This is a genomic window from Pseudonocardia sp. 73-21 (assembly GCF_001899645.1).
GTDB lineage: Bacteria > Actinomycetota > Actinomycetes > Mycobacteriales > Pseudonocardiaceae > Pseudonocardia.
Window position 1 is genome coordinate 37713 of record NZ_MKVV01000081.1, and the last position, 19894, is coordinate 57606.

At 72.4% G+C, this 19894-nt stretch carries 17 protein-coding genes; 11 read left to right on the plus strand and 6 right to left on the minus strand.

From position 1 onward, the window contains the following. Positions 1-7 precede the first annotated feature (7 nt). The 3 genes from BGP03_RS25545 (at position 8) to BGP03_RS25555 (ending at position 3430) form a co-directional block, all read left to right on the plus strand. A complete protein-coding gene (locus tag BGP03_RS25545) occupies positions 8-1519 on the plus strand; it encodes a TldD/PmbA family protein (RefSeq protein ID WP_298799414.1) in 1512 nt (503 codons plus the stop codon). After that, positions 1516-2958, plus strand: a complete 1443-nt coding sequence (locus BGP03_RS25550; protein WP_296370571.1) for a metallopeptidase TldD-related protein — start codon at positions 1516-1518, stop codon at positions 2956-2958. Before BGP03_RS25545 ends, BGP03_RS25550 begins: the two co-directional genes overlap by 4 nt. A gap of 166 nt (positions 2959-3124) precedes the next feature. Next, positions 3125-3430, plus strand: coding sequence for a hypothetical protein (locus tag BGP03_RS25555; protein WP_296370570.1), 306 nt, complete (start codon positions 3125-3127; stop codon positions 3428-3430). Positions 3431-3552: 122 nt separating this feature from the next. Here BGP03_RS25555 and BGP03_RS25560 read toward each other — a convergent pair whose 3' ends face one another. Continuing rightward, positions 3553-4101, minus strand: coding sequence for a TetR/AcrR family transcriptional regulator (locus BGP03_RS25560; RefSeq protein WP_296370569.1), 549 nt, complete (start codon positions 4099-4101; stop codon positions 3553-3555). A 156-nt stretch (positions 4102-4257) separates the two neighbouring features. Here BGP03_RS25560 and BGP03_RS25565 point away from each other — a divergent pair, with 156 nt between their 5' ends. Further along, positions 4258-5832: an MFS transporter gene (locus BGP03_RS25565; protein WP_296370568.1), complete on the plus strand. Its 1575-nt coding sequence runs from the start codon at positions 4258-4260 to the stop codon at positions 5830-5832. Between the two features lie 49 nt (positions 5833-5881). Here the strand turns inward: BGP03_RS25565 and BGP03_RS25570 are convergent, their stop codons facing one another. Both BGP03_RS25570 and BGP03_RS25575 read right to left on the minus strand, forming a co-directional pair. After that, positions 5882-7348, minus strand: a complete 1467-nt coding sequence (locus BGP03_RS25570) for a TIGR03560 family F420-dependent LLM class oxidoreductase (protein ID WP_296370567.1) — start codon at positions 7346-7348, stop codon at positions 5882-5884. Positions 7349-7359: 11 nt separating this feature from the next. Next, the gene (locus BGP03_RS25575; protein WP_296370566.1) at positions 7360-7791 is read right to left on the minus strand and encodes a hypothetical protein; all 432 of its coding nucleotides are present in this window, start codon (positions 7789-7791) and stop codon (positions 7360-7362) included. A 394-nt stretch (positions 7792-8185) separates the two neighbouring features. On the opposite strand from BGP03_RS25575, the gene BGP03_RS25580 reads away from it, so the two are divergent. The 7 genes from BGP03_RS25580 to BGP03_RS25610 all read left to right on the plus strand — a co-directional run bounded on the left by BGP03_RS25580 (position 8186) and on the right by BGP03_RS25610 (position 17187). Next, positions 8186-10012, plus strand: a complete 1827-nt coding sequence (locus BGP03_RS25580; protein ID WP_298799413.1) for a phosphoenolpyruvate carboxykinase (GTP) — start codon at positions 8186-8188, stop codon at positions 10010-10012. 303 nt (positions 10013-10315) lie between these two features. Further along, a complete protein-coding gene (locus BGP03_RS25585; RefSeq protein WP_296370564.1) occupies positions 10316-10603 on the plus strand; it encodes a DUF3311 domain-containing protein in 288 nt (95 codons plus the stop codon). Beyond that, positions 10600-12246, plus strand: a complete 1647-nt coding sequence (mctP, locus tag BGP03_RS25590) for a monocarboxylate uptake permease MctP (protein ID WP_363094481.1) — start codon at positions 10600-10602, stop codon at positions 12244-12246. Before BGP03_RS25585 ends, mctP begins: the two co-directional genes overlap by 4 nt. 322 nt (positions 12247-12568) lie before the next feature. Next, on the plus strand, positions 12569-14398 hold the full coding sequence (locus tag BGP03_RS25595; protein WP_298799412.1) for a hypothetical protein: 1830 nt from the start codon (positions 12569-12571) through the stop codon (positions 14396-14398). A gap of 17 nt (positions 14399-14415) precedes the next feature. Beyond that, a complete protein-coding gene (locus BGP03_RS25600; RefSeq protein WP_296370562.1) occupies positions 14416-14994 on the plus strand; it encodes a peroxidase-related enzyme in 579 nt (192 codons plus the stop codon). 381 nt (positions 14995-15375) lie between these two features. Further along, entirely contained in the window at positions 15376-16494 is a 1119-nt protein-coding gene (locus BGP03_RS25605) for a hypothetical protein (RefSeq protein ID WP_298799411.1), read from the plus strand. A 75-nt stretch (positions 16495-16569) separates the two neighbouring features. Continuing rightward, complete coding sequence (locus tag BGP03_RS25610) at positions 16570-17187, plus strand: hypothetical protein (protein WP_296370560.1); 618 nt, start codon at positions 16570-16572, stop codon at positions 17185-17187. A gap of 39 nt (positions 17188-17226) precedes the next feature. On the opposite strand, the gene BGP03_RS25615 is transcribed toward BGP03_RS25610, so the two are convergent. From BGP03_RS25615 to BGP03_RS25625, 3 genes are read right to left on the minus strand one after another with little or no spacing between them, the layout of a single operon-like run. Next, positions 17227-17991, minus strand: a complete 765-nt coding sequence (locus tag BGP03_RS25615) for an amino acid ABC transporter ATP-binding protein (protein ID WP_296370559.1) — start codon at positions 17989-17991, stop codon at positions 17227-17229. Next, a complete protein-coding gene (locus BGP03_RS25620) occupies positions 17988-18905 on the minus strand; it encodes an amino acid ABC transporter permease (protein WP_298799410.1) in 918 nt (305 codons plus the stop codon). The genes BGP03_RS25615 and BGP03_RS25620 overlap by 4 nt, the downstream gene beginning before the upstream one ends. A 1-nt stretch (position 18906) precedes the next feature. Further along, complete coding sequence (locus BGP03_RS25625) at positions 18907-19818, minus strand: ABC transporter substrate-binding protein (RefSeq protein WP_298799409.1); 912 nt, start codon at positions 19816-19818, stop codon at positions 18907-18909. Between the last annotated feature and the right edge of the window lie 76 nt (positions 19819-19894).

Here is a 19894-nt window from a genome sequence, read left to right on the forward strand (position 1 = left end):
TGGACCCATGTCGCTCGACCGCATCGACCCCGCGTTCCGGGCGCTGCCGCTCACCGCGCTCGCCGACGCCGCGCTCACCCGCGCCCGGGAGCTGGGCGCCCAGCACGCCGACCTGCGCGTGGAACGGATCAGCACCCAGACCATCTCGTTGCGCGACGGCTCGGTCACCGGCGTCTCCGACGACGTCGAGGTCGGGCTCGCGGTCCGCGTGATCGTCGACGGGGTGTGGGGGTTCGCCTCGCACGGCGAGCTCACCCCGCAGCGCGCGGCGGCCACCGCGGAGCGGGCCGTGCAGGTCGCGCGCACGCTCGCGCCCGTCGCGGTCGAGCGTGTGGAGCGCGCGGACGAGCCGGTGCACGCCGGCGCCGTCTGGGTCTCGGCCTACACCACCGACCCCTTCGAGGTGCCCACCCGCGACAAGGTCGGCCTGCTCGGCGAGTGGTCGCAGCGGCTGCTGGCCGCCGATGGCGTCGACCACGTCCAGGCGTCGGTCATGCAGGTGCGGGAGTGCAAGTTCTACGCCGACCTCACCGGCACCTCCACCACCCAGCAGCGCGTCCGCGTCGCGCCGTCGTTCACGGCCACGGCCGTCGACCGGGCGTCGGGCGGCTTCGAGACGATGAGCTCGCTGTCGCCGCCCGTCGGCCGGGGCTGGGAGTACCTGCTCGGCGACGGCTGGGACTGGGACGGCGAGCTCGCCGTCGTGCCCGAGCTGCTGGCCGAGAAGGTGAAGTCCCCGAGCGTGCAGGCCGGCGCGTACGACCTGGTCATCGACCCCACCAACCTGTGGCTCACCATCCACGAGTCGGTCGGGCACGCCACCGAGTACGACCGCGCCATCGGCTACGAGGCCGCCTACGCCGGCACCAGCTTCGCCACCCCCGACCAGCTCGGCACGCTGCGTTACGGCTCCGATCTCATGCACGTCACGGGCGACCGCACGGTGGAGCACGGGCTGGCCACCGTCGGCTTCGACGACGACGGCGTCGCGACGGGCGAGTGGGACCTCGTGCGCGACGGCGTCCTCGTCGGCTACCAGCTGGACCGCACGTTCGCGCCGCGGCTGGGCCTGGAGCGCTCCAACGGCTGCGCGTTCGCCGACTCCCCGCACCACGTGCCCATCCAGCGGATGGCCAACGTGTCGCTGCAGCCCGACCCGGTGCGCGACACCACCACCGACGAGCTGATCGCCGGCGTCGAGCGCGGGATCTACGTCGTCGGCGACAAGTCGTGGTCGATCGACATGCAGCGCTACAACTTCCAGTTCACCGGCCAGCGGTTCTTCTCGATCGTCGGTGGCAAGCTCGCCGGGCAGCTGCGCGACGTCGCCTACCAGGCCACCACCACCGACTTCTGGGGCTCGATGGACGCGGTCGGCGGGCCGTCCACGTGGGTGCTGCACGGCGCGATGAACTGCGGCAAGGCCCAGCCGGGTCAGGTGGCGGCCGTCAGCCACGGCGCGCCGTCGGCCCGGTTCCGCGGGGTCAACGTCCTCAACACGCAGGAGGAGGGCCGATGAGTCGCTTGTCGGGCTCGAGCATCAGCGCACTGAGGCCCCAGGAGATCGTCGAGCGGACGCTGGCCGCCGCCACCCACCTCGCCGGCTGCGTGGTGCTCGTCCGTGAGAACAGCGAGGCCGTGCTGCGCTGGGCCAACTCCACGATGACCACCAACGGCCACACCACGTCCGGCCAGGTCACGGTGATCGCCATGGTCGCGGTGGAGGGCGGCACCGCGGCGGGCACGGTCAGCTCCAGCGTCACGGTCACCGACGCGAGCCAGCTCGCGACGCTGGTGGCGGCGGCCGAGGCGGCCGCCCGCGACGCCGGTCCCGCGGACGACGCGTCGCCGCTGCCGTCCTCGAGCGACTGGGCTGATGCGCGCTCCGCCGGCGCTTCGCCCGGTGACCCCACGTGGGACCTCCCCGCGGAGGAGACGTCCATCGGCGTCTACGGCCGGCTGGCCGCGGACCTCGCGGAGGTGCTCGCCGGCCCGCAGCGCCAGTACGGGTTCGCGAGCCACGAGCTCACCACCGTCTGGCTCGGCACGTCCGCGGGCGTGCGGCGGCGGTGGGTGCAGCCCACCGGCTCGGTCGAGCTCAACGCGAAGACCCCCGACCTGTCCGGTTCCGCGTGGGCGGGCGTGTCCACCAGCGACTTCACCGACGTCGACGTGATCGCGCTCGCCGCCGAGGCCGCGCGGCGGCTGGAGTGGGGCAAGCGCCGCGTCACGCTGCCGGCGGGGAAGTACGAGACGCTGCTGCCGCCCTCGGCCACGGCGGACCTGATGATCTACCTGGCCTGGTCGATGGAGGGCCGCGCCGCGCAGGAGGGCCGCAGCGCCCTCGCCGGCGCCGACGGCACCCGTGTCGGCGAGCGGCTCACCGACCTGCCGCTGACGCTGGCCTGCGACCCCGCGGCGCCGGGGCTCGAGTACGAGCCGTTCCTCATCACCACCCGCTCCCACGAGGGCCTGAGCGTGTTCGACAACGGGGCGCCCACCCGTCGCGTCGACTGGGTGCGCGAGGGCGTCGTCTCCGAGCTGGCCTACTCCCGCGCGGAGGCCGCGGAGTTCGGCACCACCTTCACCCCGGGCGGCGACAACCTGCTGCTCACCGGCGGCTCCGCCGCGTCCACCGCCGACATGGTGGCGTCCACCGAGCGCGGCCTGCTGCTCACGTGCCTGTGGTACATCCGGCTCGTCGACCCCACCACGCTGCTGCTCACGGGCCTGACGCGCGACGGCGTCTACCTCGTGGAGGGCGGGGAGGTGGTGGGCGAGGTGGACCACAACTTCCGCTTCAACCACTCCCCGCTCGACGTCCTGCGCCGCGCCACCGAGGTCGGCGCCACCGAGCGCACGCTGCCGCGGGAGTGGAAGGACTGGTTCACCCGCGCCGCCATGCCTCCCGTCCGGGTGCCGGAGTTCACCATGTCGTCGGTGTCGCTGGGTCGCTGAGGTCGGTGTCGCTGAGGTCGGTGTCGCTGAGGTCGGTGTCGCCGAGGTCGGGGTCGCTGATCGTTCCCTCCGGTCCGTCCGTCGCACCACCGGCGTGGCGCCGCACCCCGGACGGGCCGCTGCCGTTGACTGGGCGGGCTCGCATCGTGACGGAGAGAGGGCGGCCATGTCCTACGAGGTGGTCAGCGCGTACACCCTGCTGGTGGGCGACGCCGACGGTCCGCCCACGGTCAGCGTGCACACGACGGCGGACGACGCGTGGCGCGCGCTGGACCGCGTGATCCGGGAGCGCTGCGGGATGCGCCCGCGGCCCCGTCGCCGGATGGACGCCGACGCCGCCGCCCGCCTCGCCAACGCCTGGCGGGCGGCCGAGCCGGAGTCGCGGTACTGGAACGTCACGGTCCACCGGCTCCCCGTGCCGGTGCCGGTGATCGCGCGGCAGGCCTCGGGGGTCGCGACGCGCGTGGCGTAGGTGTTCGCCGCTACCGGCTGCGGGACCGGGACCGCGTCGAACGGAGGCCCCTGGCCGGGTCCGTGGCGGCGGCACCGGGGTGACCACGACACCAGGGTGGTTCGACCGGGCGCGAACCACCCTCAGGTCGCGCTCGGCGGCGGGAGGTAGGTGCGCATCGTGGACAGGAGCTCCTCCACCCCCAGGCCCGGGGGCAGTGGGGTGCCGGTCAGGGTGCGCAGGTAGAGGCCGTCGCCCACGAGCTGGGCGATCCAGGCGAGCACCGGGTCGGTGAGCTCCGCACGCAGGGCGTCGTACTCCTCGGCGTGCACCACCGCCAGCGCGTCGCGCACGGCCTGGCCGGTCTCGGTGCCGTCGGCAAGGCGAAGAACGGCGAGGTACGTGCGGGTGACCCCGCCGGGTACGCCGCCGCCGGGCGCCGAGGTGCGGATGTAGTAGGCCACGGCTCCGTCCGGGGCGGCCCGGATGGCCGCGGCGTCGGCGGAGCTGCGCTCCCGCAGGCGGTCGAGCAGGCCCGTGGCCAGAGCGTCCTTCGAGGAGAAGTGGTAGAGCAACCCGCCCTTGGAGACCTCGGCCGCCGCGGCGACGGCGTCGAGCGTGGCGGAGCCGGGGCCGTGCTCGATGAGCACCGTCTCGTACGCGTCCAGCACGCGGTCGCGGGCGCCTGTCATCGATCCACTCTAGGGGGCGTGTCCCGGCACACCCTCGGCCGGCTGGCGGGAATGAGCACGCGCTCTGTACCGTCTAGACGGTAAACATACGCACTGCTGACGCGCTCCGGCGCGAACACCACGGAGCCCTCACGGGTCGCTCAGGAGAAGTCCCCCATGTTCGTCACCACCCCGCCTCGCGCCGGCCGCCGCGAGTGGTTCGGCCTCGCCGTCCTCTTCCTCCCCACGCTCATCGTCGCGATCGACAACACCGTCCTGGGCTTCGCGCTGCCCGCCATCAGCCAGGCGCTCGCCCCGTCGGCGGCGCAGCTGCTGTGGCTCGTCGACATCTATCCGCTGGTGCTGGCCGGTCTGCTCGTCACGATGGGGACGCTGGGCGACCGGATCGGTCGCCGCCGCACGCTGACGATCGGCGTGGCCGGCTTCGGCGCGGTGTCGCTCCTGGCCGCGTTCTCCACCGATCCCCTGCACCTCGTGGCCGCGCGCGCCCTGCTCGGGTTCTTCGGCGCGATGCTGATGCCCGCCACCCTCGCGCTGCTGCGCACGCTGTTCGTCGACCGCGCCCAGCGCCGGTTCGCCGTGGCCGTCTGGGCCACCGGGTTCGCCGCGGGTGCGGCGCTCGGCCCGATCGTCGGCGGGGTGCTGCTCGAGCACCTCTGGTGGGGCTCGGTCTTCCTGCTCAACGTGCCGGTGATGGTGGCGCTGCTGGTGCTCGCGCCCCTCGTGCTCCCGGAGTCGCGCATGCCGAACCCCGGCCGGCTCGACCCGATCGGCGTGCTCCTGTCGCTGCTCGCGATGGTGCCGACGGTGCTCGCGATCAAGCTGCTGGGCCACGACGGTCCCACCGCGTCCGCGGCGCTCTCGCTGCTGGTGGGGGTCGGGGCCGGGCTGCTGTTCGTCCGGCGTGCCCGCGCGAAGCTGGCCGCGGGCGAGGAACCGCTGCTCGACGTCACGCTCTTCGCGTCGCCGGTACTGCGCCTGTCCGCGCTCGCGAACGCCTCCACGATGTTCGCGCTGACCGGGCTGCTGTTCTTCTCCGCGCAGTACCTGATGCTCGTGCTGGGCCTCTCCCCGCTCGCCGCGGGTGAGGTCCTGCTGCCCGGCTTCGTCATGACGATGGTGGCGGGCGTGGTGGCCGCGCGGCTGGCCCGCCGGTTCTCCCTGCGGGTGCTCGTGCCGTCCGGGCTGCTGCTGGCCGCGGCCGGGTTCCTGCTCTGCACGGCGCTGGACGGGGACTTCTCGCTGATCGTCCTCGGCCTGGCGGCGGTGCTGGTCGGCACCGGCATCGGCCTGTCGGAGACGATCACGAACGACGCGATCCTCTCCGCCGTGCCCGCGGACCGCGCCGGTTCGGCGTCCGCGGTGTCGGAGACGGCCTACGAGATCGGGGCCGTGCTCGGTACGGCGGTGCTCGGCAGCGTGCTCTCGGCGGTCTACCGCGCGTCGGTCGTGGTGCCGTCGTCGGTCGGTCCGCTGCCCGCCGACGCCGCCCGCGAGACGCTCGGTGGCGCCGTGGCCTCCGCCGGGGACCTGACCGGACCCCCGGCCCAGGCCCTGCTCACCTCCGCGCGCGCGGCGTTCGTCGACGGCGTCGGCGTGACGGCCCTGGCCGGCGCGGCGGTGCTGGTGCTGGTGGCACTGACGGTGATCATCGGTCTCCGACCCGCTCTCCGCGGCCCGTCCGCCGCTGCCGCTCCTTCGCATCCGACGGACGGCACCGTCGTCGCATAGGTCGCGACGACACTGCTGTTCGCCAGGTGGTGGGTGGTGCGGGGCGGCGTCACGGGCGGAAGGCGGCGATCACCGTCGCCATCTGCTCCAGCGCCCGCGCCTCCTCGCCGCACAGGCGCACCACCACCTCGGCGACTCCGGCATCGGCCAGCTCCCGGAACCGCCCGACCTGGTCCTCGACGGTGCCCGCGTGCACGCCCGCGGCGTACCGGGCGGGATCGGCGCCGCGGGGGCGCAGCCGGTCCACCAGGGCGTCCACCTCGGCCCCGTCCGCACCGACCAGCGCCGTCGTCAGGTGGGAGAGCTCCACGTCGCGGCCGGTGTCCGCGCAGTGCTCCCGCAGCACGGCGGCCTTGCGCGCGACGGTCGCCGCGTCGCCGAGCACGTTCGCGACGTCGGCGTACCGCGCGGCCAGCCGCAGTGTCCGGCGTTCCCCGCCGCCGCCGAGCACGACCGGTACGTGCTCCTGCAGCGGCCGCGGGTAGCCGGCGGTGTCGGGGAGGTCGATCACGGTGCCGTGGAAGGGTTTCGCGCCCGGTCCCCACAGCACGGGCAGCGCCCGCAACGCGTCCTCCAGCAGCGCGTAGCGCTCCCCCACCGGCGGGAACGGCCAGCCGTAGGCGCGGTGCTCGGCCTCGAACCAGCCCAGCCCGAGCCCGCACACCGCCCGACCGCCGCTCAGCACGTCCAGGGTCGCGACGATCTTGGCCAGGTGCCCGACGTTGCGGTAGGTCACGCCGGCGACGAGCGGGCCCAGCCGCACCCGGTCGGTGCAGGCCGCGAGCCAGGCCAGCGTCGTGAAGCTCTCCAGGAAGTCGTCCCAGGCGCGGCCGACCTGGGGGATCTGGCGGAAGTGGTCCATGACGTAGATCGCGTCGAAGCCCGCGGCCTCGGCGCCCGCGGCGATCTCCCGCAGCCGGGGCGCGAGTACGGCCGCGCCGCCGGGGAACGCCGAGAGGTGCAGCCCGAACCGCATCCCGACGGGCCGCTCCTGCTGGCGCGCCACGGCCTCGCCCGCCGTCGCGAACGCGGGTGGGACGACCCGGACCGCCCCGGGTGCCAGCACCTCGTCGAATCCCTCGCCCCGCAACGCGTCCCGGACCGCAGGCCACGCCCGCAGCTGGGCCGTCAGCACCGTGGCGGGCACCGGGTGGGCGCGGGCCCGGTTGCGGGCCCGACACTCCCCGGCGGGCGTGTCGACGGCGACGGCGACGCACGCCATCCGGTGGGTACGGGCCAGTGCGCGCCAACGGGCCCGGTCGGCGGCACCGAGGCCCGTCGTGTCGATCACCGTGGTGAGCCCCCGGGCCACCCGCCGCGCGACGATCTCCTCCAGGAGTGCGAACGCGTCGGCGCTCGCGGCGATGTCGTCCTCACCGCAGCCGACGACCGCCCGCAACCGGTCGCTGGACACGACCTCGTCGGGCCGGAAGTGGGCCGCCGCCCACGTCGACTTGCCCGACGCGGGCGGCCCGGCGAGCACCACCAGGCACGGCGACGGCAGCCGCAGGGCCACGCGGGCCGTCGTCAGTCGGCGGGGCGGGTGGTGGTCTCGGGGCGCGGGGGCGGCGGGCGGGTGTCGACGCCGCGGTCGGCGAGGCGTTCCGAGACCTGCTCGGAGATGTCGTCGGCGCGCCGGCGCTCGCGCACCCGGATCAGCACCAGCATCGAGATGCCGTAGGCCACGCCGAGGATCAGCAGCACCACGCCCAGCCGCGCGACGAACGTCTGCAGCGGATCGCCTGCGGTGAAGTCGACGACGGAGATGATCGCCAGCACGCCGAGGGTGATCAGGTGGAACAGCACCGAGAGCAGCAGGTTGACCGAGCGGGTGACCGCGCGGTCGCGGAACACCTCCTCGAGGAACGGCTCCCCGGCGGTGACCAGCAGCCGTCCGACGAGGAACGTCAGTGCGATCCCGACGACCAGCAGGGCGATGTAGAGGGTGGTCGGAGTCATCGTGGCCTCCCGGCATCGGACCTTCGGCGGAACACTACGCCCGATGCCCGGCGATTTCCCGGTCTGGACGACGGGCCGCCGGACACGAGGTGCGGCGCGCGTCACGTGTGTCGGTGGTCTCGGTGTCCGGACCGCAAAGGGGGGAGATCGTTCCGGCGCTGGTCAACCGGGCGGCGGAGAGATCATCTGAATGGGCATCCGAAAACGTTTCTGTCCCTTCTGAATCGATTACATGATCGGTCTTGTGAGTCAATCGACAGCAGCCAGCGGTGGGGATACCCACCTGCCGCATGTACCGTCGGATCTCATCTTTCACCTGCACACCCGGCCCCCGATGGTCCGGGTGCGCGGAGCATTTCCCGCGGCCGGGGCGCCGGCCAGAAGTGAGGACGATATGACTGCAGCAACCGTGCCAGGGCTGGACGAAGCGCCGACCGAGAATGCGCGGTTGCTGTCCTGGGTTCGTGAAGTGGCTGAGCTGACCACCCCCGACCGCATCGTCTGGTGCGACGGTTCCGACGAGGAGTGGGACCGCGTCACGTCCCACCTCGTCGAGGCCGGCACGTTCGTCAAGCTCGACGAGGAGAAGAAGCCCAACTCCTTCTGGGCCGCCTCCGACCCCGACGACGTCGCCCGTGTCGAGGAGCGCACCTTCATCTGCTCCGTCCTCGAGCAGGACGCCGGATCCACCAACAACTGGATGGACCCGGCCGAGATGAAGGCCACGATGTCGGAGCTCTACCGCGGGTGCATGCGCGGCCGGACGATGTACGTCGTGCCCTTCTGTATGGGCCCGCTGGACGCCGAGCAGCCCTTCCTCGGCGTGGAGATCACCGACTCCGAGTACGTCGTGGCCTCGATGAAGATCATGACCCGCATGGGCGCCTCCGTGCTCCCCCTGCTCGACGGCCCCGCAGGCGACCGCTTCGTCCCGGCGCTGCACTCCGTCGGCGCCCCGCTCGAGCCCGGCCAGGCCGACGTCACGTGGCCCTGCAACGAGACCAAGTACATCTCGCACTTCCCCGAGACCCGCGAGATCTGGAGCTACGGCTCCGGCTACGGCGGCAACGCGCTGCTGGGCAAGAAGTGCTACGCGCTGCGCATCGCCTCGGCCATGGCCCACGACGAGGGCTGGCTCGCCGAGCACATGCTGGTCCTCAAGCTGATCTCCCCGGAGGAGAAGGCCTACTACGTCGCGGCGGCGTTCCCGTCGGCGTGCGGCAAGACCAACCTCGCGATGCTGCAGCCGACCATCCCCGGCTGGCGCGCCGAGACCATCGGTGACGACATCGCCTGGATGCGTTTCGGCGAGGACGGCCGGCTCTACGCGGTCAACCCCGAGTACGGCTTCTTCGGTGTCGCGCCCGGCACCAACTGGAAGACCAACCCCAACGCGATGAAGACGATCAGCCACGGCAACTCCCTGTTCACGAACGTCGCGCTCACCGACGACGGTGACATCTGGTGGGAGGGGCTCGAGGGGGATCCGCAGCACCTGAAGTCCTGGACCGGCCAGGACTGGACGCCGGACTCGGACTTCAACGCCGCGCACCCGAACTCGCGCTACACCACGCCGATCTCGCAGTGCCCCGTCGTGGCGCCGGAGTGGGAGGACCCCCGGGGCGTCCCGATCTCGGCGATCCTGTTCGGCGGCCGCCGCAAGACCACGGTCCCGCTCGTCACCGAGTCGCGCGACTGGCAGCACGGCACGTTCATGGGCGCCACCATGTCGTCGGAGAAGACGGCGGCGGCGAAGGGCGGCCTCGGCGAGGTCCGCCGCGACCCGATGGCGATGCTGCCGTTCCTCGGCTACAACGTCGGCGACTACTTCCAGCACTGGGTGAACGTCGGCAAGGGCGCCGACTCCGACAAGCTGCCGAAGATCTTCTACGTCAACTGGTTCCGCCGCGGCGACGACGGCCGGTTCCTGTGGCCCGGGTTCGGTGAGAACTCCCGCGTGCTGAAGTGGGTCATCGAGCGGATCGAGGGCAAGGCCGCCGCCACCGAGACGGCCGTCGGCTACGTGCCCACGTCCGACCAGATGGACCTCGAGGGTCTCGACACCCCGGTCGCCGACATCGACGAGGTGCTCTCGGTCGACGTCGAGGCGTGGAAGGCCGAGATCCCGCTGATCGAGGAGTGGTTCGCGAAGGTCGGCGACAAGCTGCCCACCTCGATGCGCGACGAGCTCGAGTCCCTGAAGCTCCGCCTCGGCATGTAGCTGCCCCGTACGTCCGTCTCCGGCCCGTCGCGCACCCGCGGCGGGCCGGAGACGTGTCCGGACCCGGTGCGCGCACGGGTGGCTCGGGACGCGGTGGTGGCGGGATCGTCGTCCGGGGACCGGTAGCTGTGGGGCACACGGTTCCGCGTCCCGGAACGACGATCACGAGGCGCCGCCCGCCGCCCTACCCGCCGGCCACCGGACCGTCGTGACCACATGGTGTCCTCCGATCGGGGACATTTCGGCTCCCGCGTCCTACCATTCCGGCCAGTCCTTGATCGCTGCGATCCAGCGGGAGCACCCATGTCAGAGTCGACACACGAATCCCGGGACCAGGGGGAGGGACTGCGCTTCAGTGCGTGGAACCTGCTCCTGCTCGTCCCCCTCCTCATGCTCGTCACCCCCTGGTTCAACTCCCAGGAGCCCCACCTGTTCGGCCTGCCCTACCTGTACTGGGTGCAGTTCGCGTTCGTACCCGTCGGCGTCATCTGCGTCGCGGTCGTCTACGTCATGACGCGCGACCCGAACGAGCCGGTCGCGCCCGGCACCCCGTCCGACGTCGACGACCTCGACGAAGGGAACCTCCGGTGAAGTGGACCGAGCTGGTGGTGTTCGCCGTGCTGTTCCTGGCGGTCACCGTGATGGGGTTCGTGGCCTCGCGCTGGCAGCGGGGGTCGGGACTGGACAACCTCGACGAGTGGGGTCTGGGCGGGCGCCGGTTCGGCTCCTGGATCACGTGGTTCCTGGTGGGCGGTGACCTCTACACCGCCTACACGTTCGTGGCCGTCCCGGCGCTGCTGTTCAGTGCAGGCGCGCTCGGCTTCTACGCGCTGCCCTACACGGTGGTGCTCTACCCGCTGGTGTTCCTGCCGGTGGTGCGGCTGTGGTCGGTGTCGCGCGTGCACGGGTACGTGACGCCGGCCGACTTCGTGCGTGGCCGCTACGGCTCGTCACTGCTCGCGTTCCTCGTGGCCATCACGGGCCTGGTCGCGACGATGCCCTACATCGCGCTGCAGCTCGTGGGCCTGGAGGCCGTGCTGCGCACGATGGGGCTCAACGGGAGTGGCCTCCTCGGGCACCTGCCGCTGCTGGTGGCGTTCGTGGTGCTGGCGGTCTACACCTACCAGTCGGGGCTGCGGGCGCCGGCGCTGATCGCGTTCGCCAAGGACATCCTGATCTACATCGTGATCCTGGTGGCCGTGCTCTACCTGCCCGCGAAGCTGGGGGGCTGGGGCTCGATCTTCGGCGCGGCGCAGGCGAAGTTCGACGCCACGCCGAGTCCGGCCGACGGCGTGCTGCTCAATGCCAACAACCAACTGCAGTACATCACCCTGGCGCTCGGGTCGGCGCTCGCGCTGTTCCTGTACCCGCACTCCGTGACGGGCATCCTGGCCTCGCGGGGCCGCAACGTGATCAAGCGCAACATGATGGCGTTGCCGGCCTACTCGCTGCTGCTGGGCCTGCTGGCCCTGCTGGGCTACGTGGCGATCGCGGCGGGCACCAAGCCCATCACCAACAACGCCACGGGCCGCCCCGACACCAACACGATCATCCCGCAGCTGTTCGAGACGCAGTTCGGCTCGCTGTTCGCCGGCATCGCCTTCGCGGCCATCGGCATCGGGGCGCTGGTGCCCGCGGCCATCATGTCGATCGCCGCGGCCAACCTGTGGACCCGCAACGTCTACAAGGAGTACATCCGCCGCGACGCGAGCCCGGCGCAGGAGGCGCGGCAGGCGAAGCTGGCGTCGCTGGTGGTGAAGTTCGGCGCCGTGCTGTTCGTGCTGCTCATCGACCCGCAGTTCTCCATCGACCTGCAGCTCATCGGCGGTGTCATCATCCTGATGACGTTGCCGGCCGTGGCGATCGCGCTCTACACGCGCTGGTTGCACCGTTGGGGTCTGGTGGCCGGCTGGGCGGTCGGCATGGGTTACGGGCTGTATCTGCTCTACATCATCCCCAACCCCGCCAACGGCAAGCTGCACTTCGGCGGATCGGCACTCGCGCTCGACAAGCTGACCGTCTTCGGCTGGCACCCGTTCACGGGGTCCACGGTGCAGATCTACGTCGGCTTCGTGGCGCTGGTGGTGAACCTGCTGGTGGCGGTCGTGGTCACGGCGATCCTGCGCGCGGCCAAGGTCGCCGAAGGGGCCGACGAGACCCTCCCGGGCGATTACCACGCCGACGAGGGCTCCGACCGGATCAAGCCGCCGGCGGGAGTGCTCACCCACGGCTGACCGCCGGGCGCTCGGAGGCGACCGCTCAGCGCGGGAAGGATCCACGACGGCGTGTCGTGGGCCCTTTCCCCGTGATCCATCGGATGTTCACGGACGTGTTCCCTCGGACGGGTGACCGGATGCCGCCGAGAGTGACCGTTCGAGCAATCGGCGATTGCCGATCACCACATCGGGGTGCAACATCCTGTGGGCGCCCGCGATACGAAGGGTGACCGGCGCCGCCCGGCGTCGGCTGGCGGAGGTGACCACGTTGTTGCATGTCGGACCGGCTACCGCCGAGAGCGGCGGGAGCGCCAGAGACGCAGACGACTCCGACCTCGCGGTGTTCGTCGACCGCCTCGCAGCCGCGGGGACCGACCGGCCCACGACGCTGGCGAAGCGTCAGATCCGCCGGGTCATCGGCGCGGGGTACTCACCGCCGGGGTTGCGCCGCCTGGCCGAGTCGCTTGCGGCGTCGGTGTCGGAGCTGCCGCCGTCGCAGCGCCGCCCCACCGAGGACTCCGGTTCCGTGGTCTCCGCGGTGCGCAGCAACAACCTGGTCGTGCTCGACGGTTTCGATGCCGCCGCGGTGGCCGACGCGGTCTCCGCGCTGGTGGCCGACGGACGCCGCGTCCTGGTCACGGGCTCCACCGTCGCCGAGCTCGCCGAGGTGCGCCACAGCCTGCCCAGCGACGTCGTCGCCCGGGTGGTGGACCAGCTGCCGGCGCTGTCCCCGAGTGAGGTCCGCGAGCTCCGCACGCTCCTGGCCATGTCCACCCCCGGGCGTCGGGCCCGTCCGGGGCAGGTGCTGCCCGATCCGTCGGTGCTCCCATTGCCCGCCGACGTGGAGCCCCTGTGCAACCGGGCCGGGCGTGCCGACGCTCCCGGCGCCGCCGCGGGACTCATCCCGTCCCTGCTGGCCGATCTCGCCCCCGAACGCCGCGAGGCCGTCACGTCGGTGGCGCGGTGCGTCAACCGGTCGCTCGGCGGGATGCCGCCGCGGGTCGGCGGCGAGTGGGCGTGGCGGCTGCTGGCCGACCTCATCTACGGCACCAACCGCAGCGTGTTCGACAAGATGATCGAGGACGCGGCCCAGTCCGTGGCCGCGCTGGACCGCACCCGGTCGGCCCCGGCCGTCCAGGTCGCCGCCCCGCTGCCCACCGGGTCGGCCGACGCCCTGCGCCGCTACCGCGAGTTCCTCGTCGCGTCCGGCGGTCGCGTCCGGTCCTACTTCCGCCCGCCCGTCGCGCGTGACGTCCAGCCGGTGCTGCGGATGCTGCGCGTCGGCGGCCGCATCCCCGAGTCCGTCGAGGACGTCCAGCGCGTCATCGACCACCTCGAGGTCGGCGAGCGACTCACCCGCATCGACGCCAACTGCGCGCAGATCGGCATGCACGCCCCGCGCAACGAGGCCGAGCTCAGCGAGCTCGCCGACGGCCTGGTCCGCGTGGCCGCGGCGGCGCGTTCGGTGGGTGCGCTGCGGCACGACGTGCTGTTCATCGCCCCGAACTCGCCCCTGTCGGTGCCCGACGTCGACACGGCGGAGCAGGTCGCGGCGGCGATCCTGGAGTACGCCGAGCACGGCTCCACCGCGGAGGCGGGCCGCGACCTCGAACGGATGGCCTCGGAGCTGGAGATGCGGTGCTCCGCGTCCGCGATGTCGCCGGAGCACCGGTGGGCGGTCGCCGCGCTGCGCGCACAGGACGCCGTGGGCTACGTCGCCGCGCTGGAGGCCCTCGGGGGCGCCCGCCGCGAGGCGCAGGACGAGGCCCGCCAGGGCGAGCTCCTGCGCCGGCTCGGTGAGGGTGCGCCCCACCTCGCCCAGGCGTGGGAGACCCTCGGCGGCAACGCCCTGGGCCTGGCCTGCCTCCAGACGATCGACGGGCTCCTGTCGTCGGTCCCGGAGGCCGACGCCGCCGACGCGGTGATCGTCCTGGGCGCCGCGCGGCTCGGGGTGGAGCGGTTGCTGCTCACCGCCGTGGCTCCGCGCCTGATCGCGGTCGTGGCGCCGGGCGACCAGCCGGAGGGCTCCCCGAGCCTGCTCAGCGTCCTCCAGCGGGCGTCGGCGCTGGTCATCCGCGGGCGGGTCACCGCGAGCCCCGGACGCGTCGTCCCGATCACGCAGACCCCCTCCCGCCCGCACATCGCACCGGTGGGTCAGGCGGGGGCCTGAGGGCCTAGCGTGAGGTCATGAACGACCACCCGGTGAGCCGCTTCGGCCACGTCGAGCTCGAGGACATGCCCATCGATCTGCGGGATCGCATCGGGGTCGTCGCGGAGAAGTCGGGGTTCGTCCCCAACGTGTTCCGGGCGCTGGCGCGGCGGCCCGCAGAGCTGCGCGCGTTCCTGGACTACCACGACGCGCTCATGGAGTCCTCCGAAGGACTGAGCAAGGCCGAGCGGGAGCTGGTCGTCGTCGCGACGTCCGGCGCCAACAGCTGCACCTACTGCGTCGTGGCCCACGGCGCGATCCTGCGCGTGCGCACGAAGGACCCCGAGATCGCCGACCGGGTCGCCACCAACCCCTACGGCGTCGAGCTGAGCCCGCGGGAGCGCGCGATCGTCGACCTCGCGCTGCTCATCGCCACCGACTCCGCGGCGCTGACCGAGGCCGAGCTGGACGACGCCCGCCTGGCCGGGCTGTCGGAGGAGGAGATCTGGGACGTCGGCGCCATCACGGCGCTGTTCGCGATGTCCAACCGGCTCGCCCACCTGACGGCGCTGCGGCCCAACCCGGAGTTCTTCCTGATGGGCCGCCTGCCGCGCTGAGCCCATGATCGCCGCGGGCCGCACTGCGGCACCGCTTCCGGGGCCGTGACGTGCGGCGGGCCGCGATGCGACGGTGGTCGTCACCGGCGCCGTCGTCGGCGCGGCGGTGGACGCCGTCGTCGGGGCATGGGCAGGCGCCGTGACGGCGACCGACGCGGTCGGCAGCCCCGGCTCCGTCGATCCGCAGCCGACGGCCGAGACGAGGAGGACGAGCGCGCCCGCGACGGCGGTGGCGGTGAGCTGGAGTCGGTTCACATGCCGCCTGCCGACCCGACGGCCCGGCCCGTTGCGCTCCCGGGGTCCGGATCATCAACGTCGACGAGGCGGCTCCGGCAACGCGCCGCTCATCCCGGCGCAACATCGGCGTCGGATCATTCGCCCATGTCGAACCTGTTCGGGCGGCGGGCGGCGATCCTGTCCTACCGCCTCGGTATGGCGGACGGCGTATCGGTGACGGCTGCCCAATGGGGCCGCGCGCTGCGCCGGCTGGGGGTACGGGTGCGGACGGTCGCCGGTGACGGCCGGCCGGACGTCCTGATCAGGAGTCTGGCGCTGGAGTCGCGCCGGCCCCCGAGGCGCCGGGAGCTGGCGGCGGCGCTCGACGACGTCGACGTGGTGGTGGTCGACAACGTCTGCTCGCTGCCGATGAACCAGGGCGTCGGGGAGGCGGTGGCCGAGTACCTGCAGGGCCGCCCCGCGGTGCTCCGCCACCACGACCTGCCCTGGGAACGGGAGAAGTACGCGGGCCTGACGACCTGGCCGCCGCACGACCCGTCGTGGCGGCACGTCACGATCAACGAGATGGCCCGCCACGCGCTGGAGGAGCGCCGCGGCATCGCGGCCACCACGATCTACCACGGCTTCGACGAGCGGCCCTGCCCCGAGCAGCGTGACGCCGTCCGCCGCCGGTTGAAGGTGGGCGACGAGCCGCTGGTGCTGCAGCCGACCCGGGCGATCGCGCGCAAGGGCATCGAGATCGGGCTGGCCGCCACCGCCGCGGTCGGCGGCACCTACTGGCTCACCGGCCCCGCGGAGGACGGCTACCAGGCCGAGCTCCGCGCGGTGCTCGGTGCGGGCGGGGTGCCCGTGCGGCGGCGGCTGCCGTTCGGCGTCCAGATGCCCGGCGCGTACGCGGCGTGCGCTGCCGTCGCGCTGCCGTCGCGCTGCCGTCGCGCTGCCGTCGTCGTGGGAGGGATTCGGGCTGCCCCTGATCGAGTCGGCGCTGCACCGCAAGCCCATCGCGGTCGGCGACTTCCCGGTGGCGCGCGAGCTGGAGGCGTTCGGTTTCCGCTGGTTCGACGCGTCGGACCCCTCGACGCTGAAGTCGTTCCTCGCCGATCCGACCCGTCGCTGCTCGACCACAACGAGGCCATCGCGAAGGCGCACTTCGGCATCGACGCGCTGGCCCGGCTCGAGCTGCTCCTGTCCGGCGCCCCGATCTGCGCGCACTTCGGTGCTCCGGAGCAGGACGTGGCCGCCTGCGGCTGCCTGATCGCCTGACCCGCCCGACGAACGGGACTCCCGTCTCCTAGGGTCCGACGAGAGTGCCGTTCGTCGGAATGGAGGGGCGCCGGAGTGCCGCGTCGCAACCGCGTCGACCCCTTCGGGGAGCTGCACGCCGTCCCGGAGCGGGGGATGTTCACGGGCAACCGCGGCTGTCTCGTCGACGACCGGGAGCGGGTGGTCCGGCACCACCGGGGTCGCCTGTGGATCACCTGCGTGACGGAGTTCCGCGGCCGGCGGGTGGGGCTGGCGCGGCCCGGCCGCTGGACGCCGGTGTTCTTCCTCGACGACGCGGTGGCGCTCGCGGCCGGGCACCGTCCGTGCGGGGAGTGCCGCTACGCCACCTACCGCCGCTACCGCGACGCCGTGTCCGAAGCGCGCGGGGAGCAGGTGCGGGCGGGCGATCTGAACCGGTTGCTCGCCACGGAACGCGGCCGGCGCTGGACGGCCCGGTCGGTGCCCGACGGCGCCGTGGTGCTCCACGACGGCCCGCGGCTCGTGCTGGGCGGGCGGCTCCTCGCGTTCTCCTTCGGCGGCTGGTCCGACACCGTCCCGCGCCCCGCCGGTGAGCTCACGGTGCTGACCCCGCAGACGTCGGTGCAGGCGCTGTCCCACGGCTTCACCCCGGTGCTGCACGAAACGGCCTCGATCCCCGACCGCCCCGACGGGGACCGTTGTTCCGGAACGTGATGATCTTCCTGGGCGGAGCAGCTCGGCGGTGCGACCCGGTCAGAGGACCTTGCTCAGGAACGCCTTCGTACGTTCCTCCCGCGGGTTGGTCAGGACGTCGCGCGGGTTGCCGGCCTCCACGATCCGGCCCTCGTCCATGAAGACCAGGGTGTCGCCGACCTCGCGGGCGAAGCCCATCTCGTGGGTCACCACGATCATGGTCATGCCGTCGCGCGCGAGGCCGCGCATCACGTCGAGGACCTCGCCGACGAGCTCCGGGTCCAGTGCGGACGTCGGCTCGTCGAAGAGCATGAGCTTCGGCTCCATCGCCAGCGCCCGGGCGATCGCCACGCGCTGCTGCTGACCGCCGGAGAGCTGGGCGGGGTAGGAGTCGCACTTCTCGACGAGCCCGACGCGCTCCAGCAGCGCCACCGCCCGTTCGCGGGCCTTGGTCTTCGACTCGCGCCGCACCGTGCGCGGCGCCTCCATCACGTTCTCGGCGGCCGTCATGTGCGGGAAGAGGTTGAACCGCTGGAACACCATCCCGATGTCGCGACGCTGGTGCGCCACCTCCGACTCGCGCAGCTCGTAGAGCTTCCCACCGGACTCGCGGTAGCCGATGAGGTCGCCCTCCACCCGCATCCGGCCGGCGTCGATGGTCTCGAGGTGGTTGACGCAGCGCAGGAACGTCGACTTCCCCGACCCCGACGGCCCGATCACGCAGGCGACCTCGCCCGGCATCACCGTCAGGTTGATCCCGCGCAGCACCTCGACGCTGCCGAAGCTCTTGTAGATGTCGAGGGCCTCGACCATGGGTTCGGTCATGCCGCCTGCTCCGGGTTCCGGCGCAGGAAGAACATCCGCGCGCCCGCCGACGGGGTGGGGTCGAAGCCGCGGCCGTACTTCCGCTCGATGAACCCCTGGCCGACCGACAGCACCGAGGTCAGGGCCAGGTACCAGGCCGCGGCGACGATGAGCAGCGGGATGGTCTGGAAGTTCGTCGAGTAGATCCGCTGCGCCGAGGTGAGCAGCTCGAAGTACCCGATCACGACCACCAGTGACGTGGTCTTGAGCATCGAGATGGTCTCGTTGCCCGTGGGCGGGATGATCACTCGCATGGCCTGGGGCAGCACGACCCGGCGCAGCGCCTGGACCCGGGAGAGTCCCAGTGCTCCGGCCGCCTCGCTCTGCCCGCGGTCCACCGACTGCAGCCCGCCGCGCACGATTTCGGCCATGTACGCGGCCTCGTTGAGCCCGAGGCCCAGCAGGCACGCCGCGAACGGCGTGATCAGGCTGTTGACGTCGGCCGAGACGAACACCGGCCCGAACGGGATGCCGAGTCCGAGCCGCGGGTAGAGCGCGGAGAGGTAGTTCCAGAACAGCAGCTGGGCGATCAGCGGCGTGCCGCGGAACAACCAGATGTACACGGCCGCGGCGCCGGTCAGGACCGGGTTGGGCGACAGCCGCATCACCGCGAGCCCGATCCCCCCCACGACGCCGATGACCATCGACAGGACGGTGAGCAGCAGCGTGTTGGCCAGGCCGTTGAGGATCGGCGTGGAGAACAGGTACCGCCCCACCACGTCCCAGCGGAACCCCTCGTTGGTGAGGACCGTGTGCACGAGCATCGCCGCCAGCACGGCGAGCACCGCGACGGCCACCCAGCGCCCGGGGTGCCGCAGCGGGACCGCCTCGATCGGGTGCTCGTGCTTCGTCGTGCCGACTGCGGGACCGGTCACGTCAGCTCTTGACCTCGGACGTCGGGATGGCGCCGGCGTCGACGTTCCACTTCTTCAGGATCGCGGCGTAGGTGCCGTCGCCGATCAGCGCCTGCACGGCACCCTGCACGGCCTTCGCGTAGTCGCCCTGGTTCTTGGCCAGCACGATGCCGTACGGCGCGGTGTCGTACGGCGTGCCGACCACCTCGAGCGCGCCCTCGGTGGTGGTCACCGCGTAGGCGACGACGGGCGAGTCGGCGAGCATCGCGACGATCCGCTTCGAGGCCAGCGCCAGCGTCACGTCGCTCTGGGCCTGCAGTTGCGTGACGGCGATGGCGGGCTTGCCCGCCGCCGTGCACGCGGTGTTGCGCTTGACGATGTCCTCGGCCTGCACGGTGCCGGTCTGCACGCCGACGGCCTTGCCGCACAGCGCGTCCGCGCCGGTGATGCCGTCGGGGTTGCCCTTCGCCACCGCGAGGCTGGTGCCGGCGCTGAAGTAGCTGACCATGTCGACGGACTTGACGCGCTCGTCGTTGATCGTGAACGACGACATGCCCAGCTCGTAGCGCTTGCCGGTGATGCCCGGGATGATCCCGTCGAAGTTGCTGTTCTGGAACTCGGCCTTGAGGCCCAGCTTCTCGGCGACCGCGGTGCCGAGGTCGACGTCCATGCCGATGACCGTGGTGCCGTCGGGGGCGGTGAACTCGTTCGGCGCGTACGAGGCGTCCGTACCGACGACGATCTTGCCGTCCGCCGAGACGGACGCGGGCACCATCGCGGCCAGCGCGTCGTCCTTCGCGGGCACGGGGATGGCGGTGCTGCTGGCGGAGGCTCCGCCGCTGCCGCTGCCGCTGCCGCTGCCGCTGCCGCTGCCGCTGCCGCTGCCGTCACCGCCTGCGCCGCAGCCGGCGAGGACGACGGCGGCTGTGGCCACGACGGCGATACTGGAGAGCAAGCGGGGACGCACGGGCGGACCTCCTGGTGGCAACGGTGAGTACGGTCGGATGCTG

Excerpts from the sequence above, each read along its gene's own strand:
- BGP03_RS25545 (WP_298799414.1), top strand. The coding sequence starts at position 8 with ATGTCGCTCGACCGCATCGACCCCGCGTTCCGGGCGCTGCCGCTCACC.
- BGP03_RS25550 (WP_296370571.1), top strand. The coding sequence starts at position 1,516 with ATGAGTCGCTTGTCGGGCTCGAGCATCAGCGCACTGAGGCCCCAGGAG.
- BGP03_RS25555 (WP_296370570.1), top strand. The coding sequence starts at position 3,125 with ATGTCCTACGAGGTGGTCAGCGCGTACACCCTGCTGGTGGGCGACGCC.
- BGP03_RS25560 (WP_296370569.1), bottom strand. The coding sequence starts at position 4,101 with ATGACAGGCGCCCGCGACCGCGTGCTGGACGCGTACGAGACGGTGCTC.
- BGP03_RS25565 (WP_296370568.1), top strand. The coding sequence starts at position 4,258 with ATGTTCGTCACCACCCCGCCTCGCGCCGGCCGCCGCGAGTGGTTCGGC.
- BGP03_RS25575 (WP_296370566.1), bottom strand. The coding sequence starts at position 7,791 with ATGACTCCGACCACCCTCTACATCGCCCTGCTGGTCGTCGGGATCGCA.
- BGP03_RS25580 (WP_298799413.1), top strand. The coding sequence starts at position 8,186 with ATGACTGCAGCAACCGTGCCAGGGCTGGACGAAGCGCCGACCGAGAAT.
- BGP03_RS25585 (WP_296370564.1), top strand. The coding sequence starts at position 10,316 with ATGTCAGAGTCGACACACGAATCCCGGGACCAGGGGGAGGGACTGCGC.
- BGP03_RS25600 (WP_296370562.1), top strand. The coding sequence starts at position 14,416 with ATGAACGACCACCCGGTGAGCCGCTTCGGCCACGTCGAGCTCGAGGAC.
- BGP03_RS25605 (WP_298799411.1), top strand. The coding sequence starts at position 15,376 with ATGTCGAACCTGTTCGGGCGGCGGGCGGCGATCCTGTCCTACCGCCTC.
- BGP03_RS25615 (WP_296370559.1), bottom strand. The coding sequence starts at position 17,991 with ATGACCGAACCCATGGTCGAGGCCCTCGACATCTACAAGAGCTTCGGC.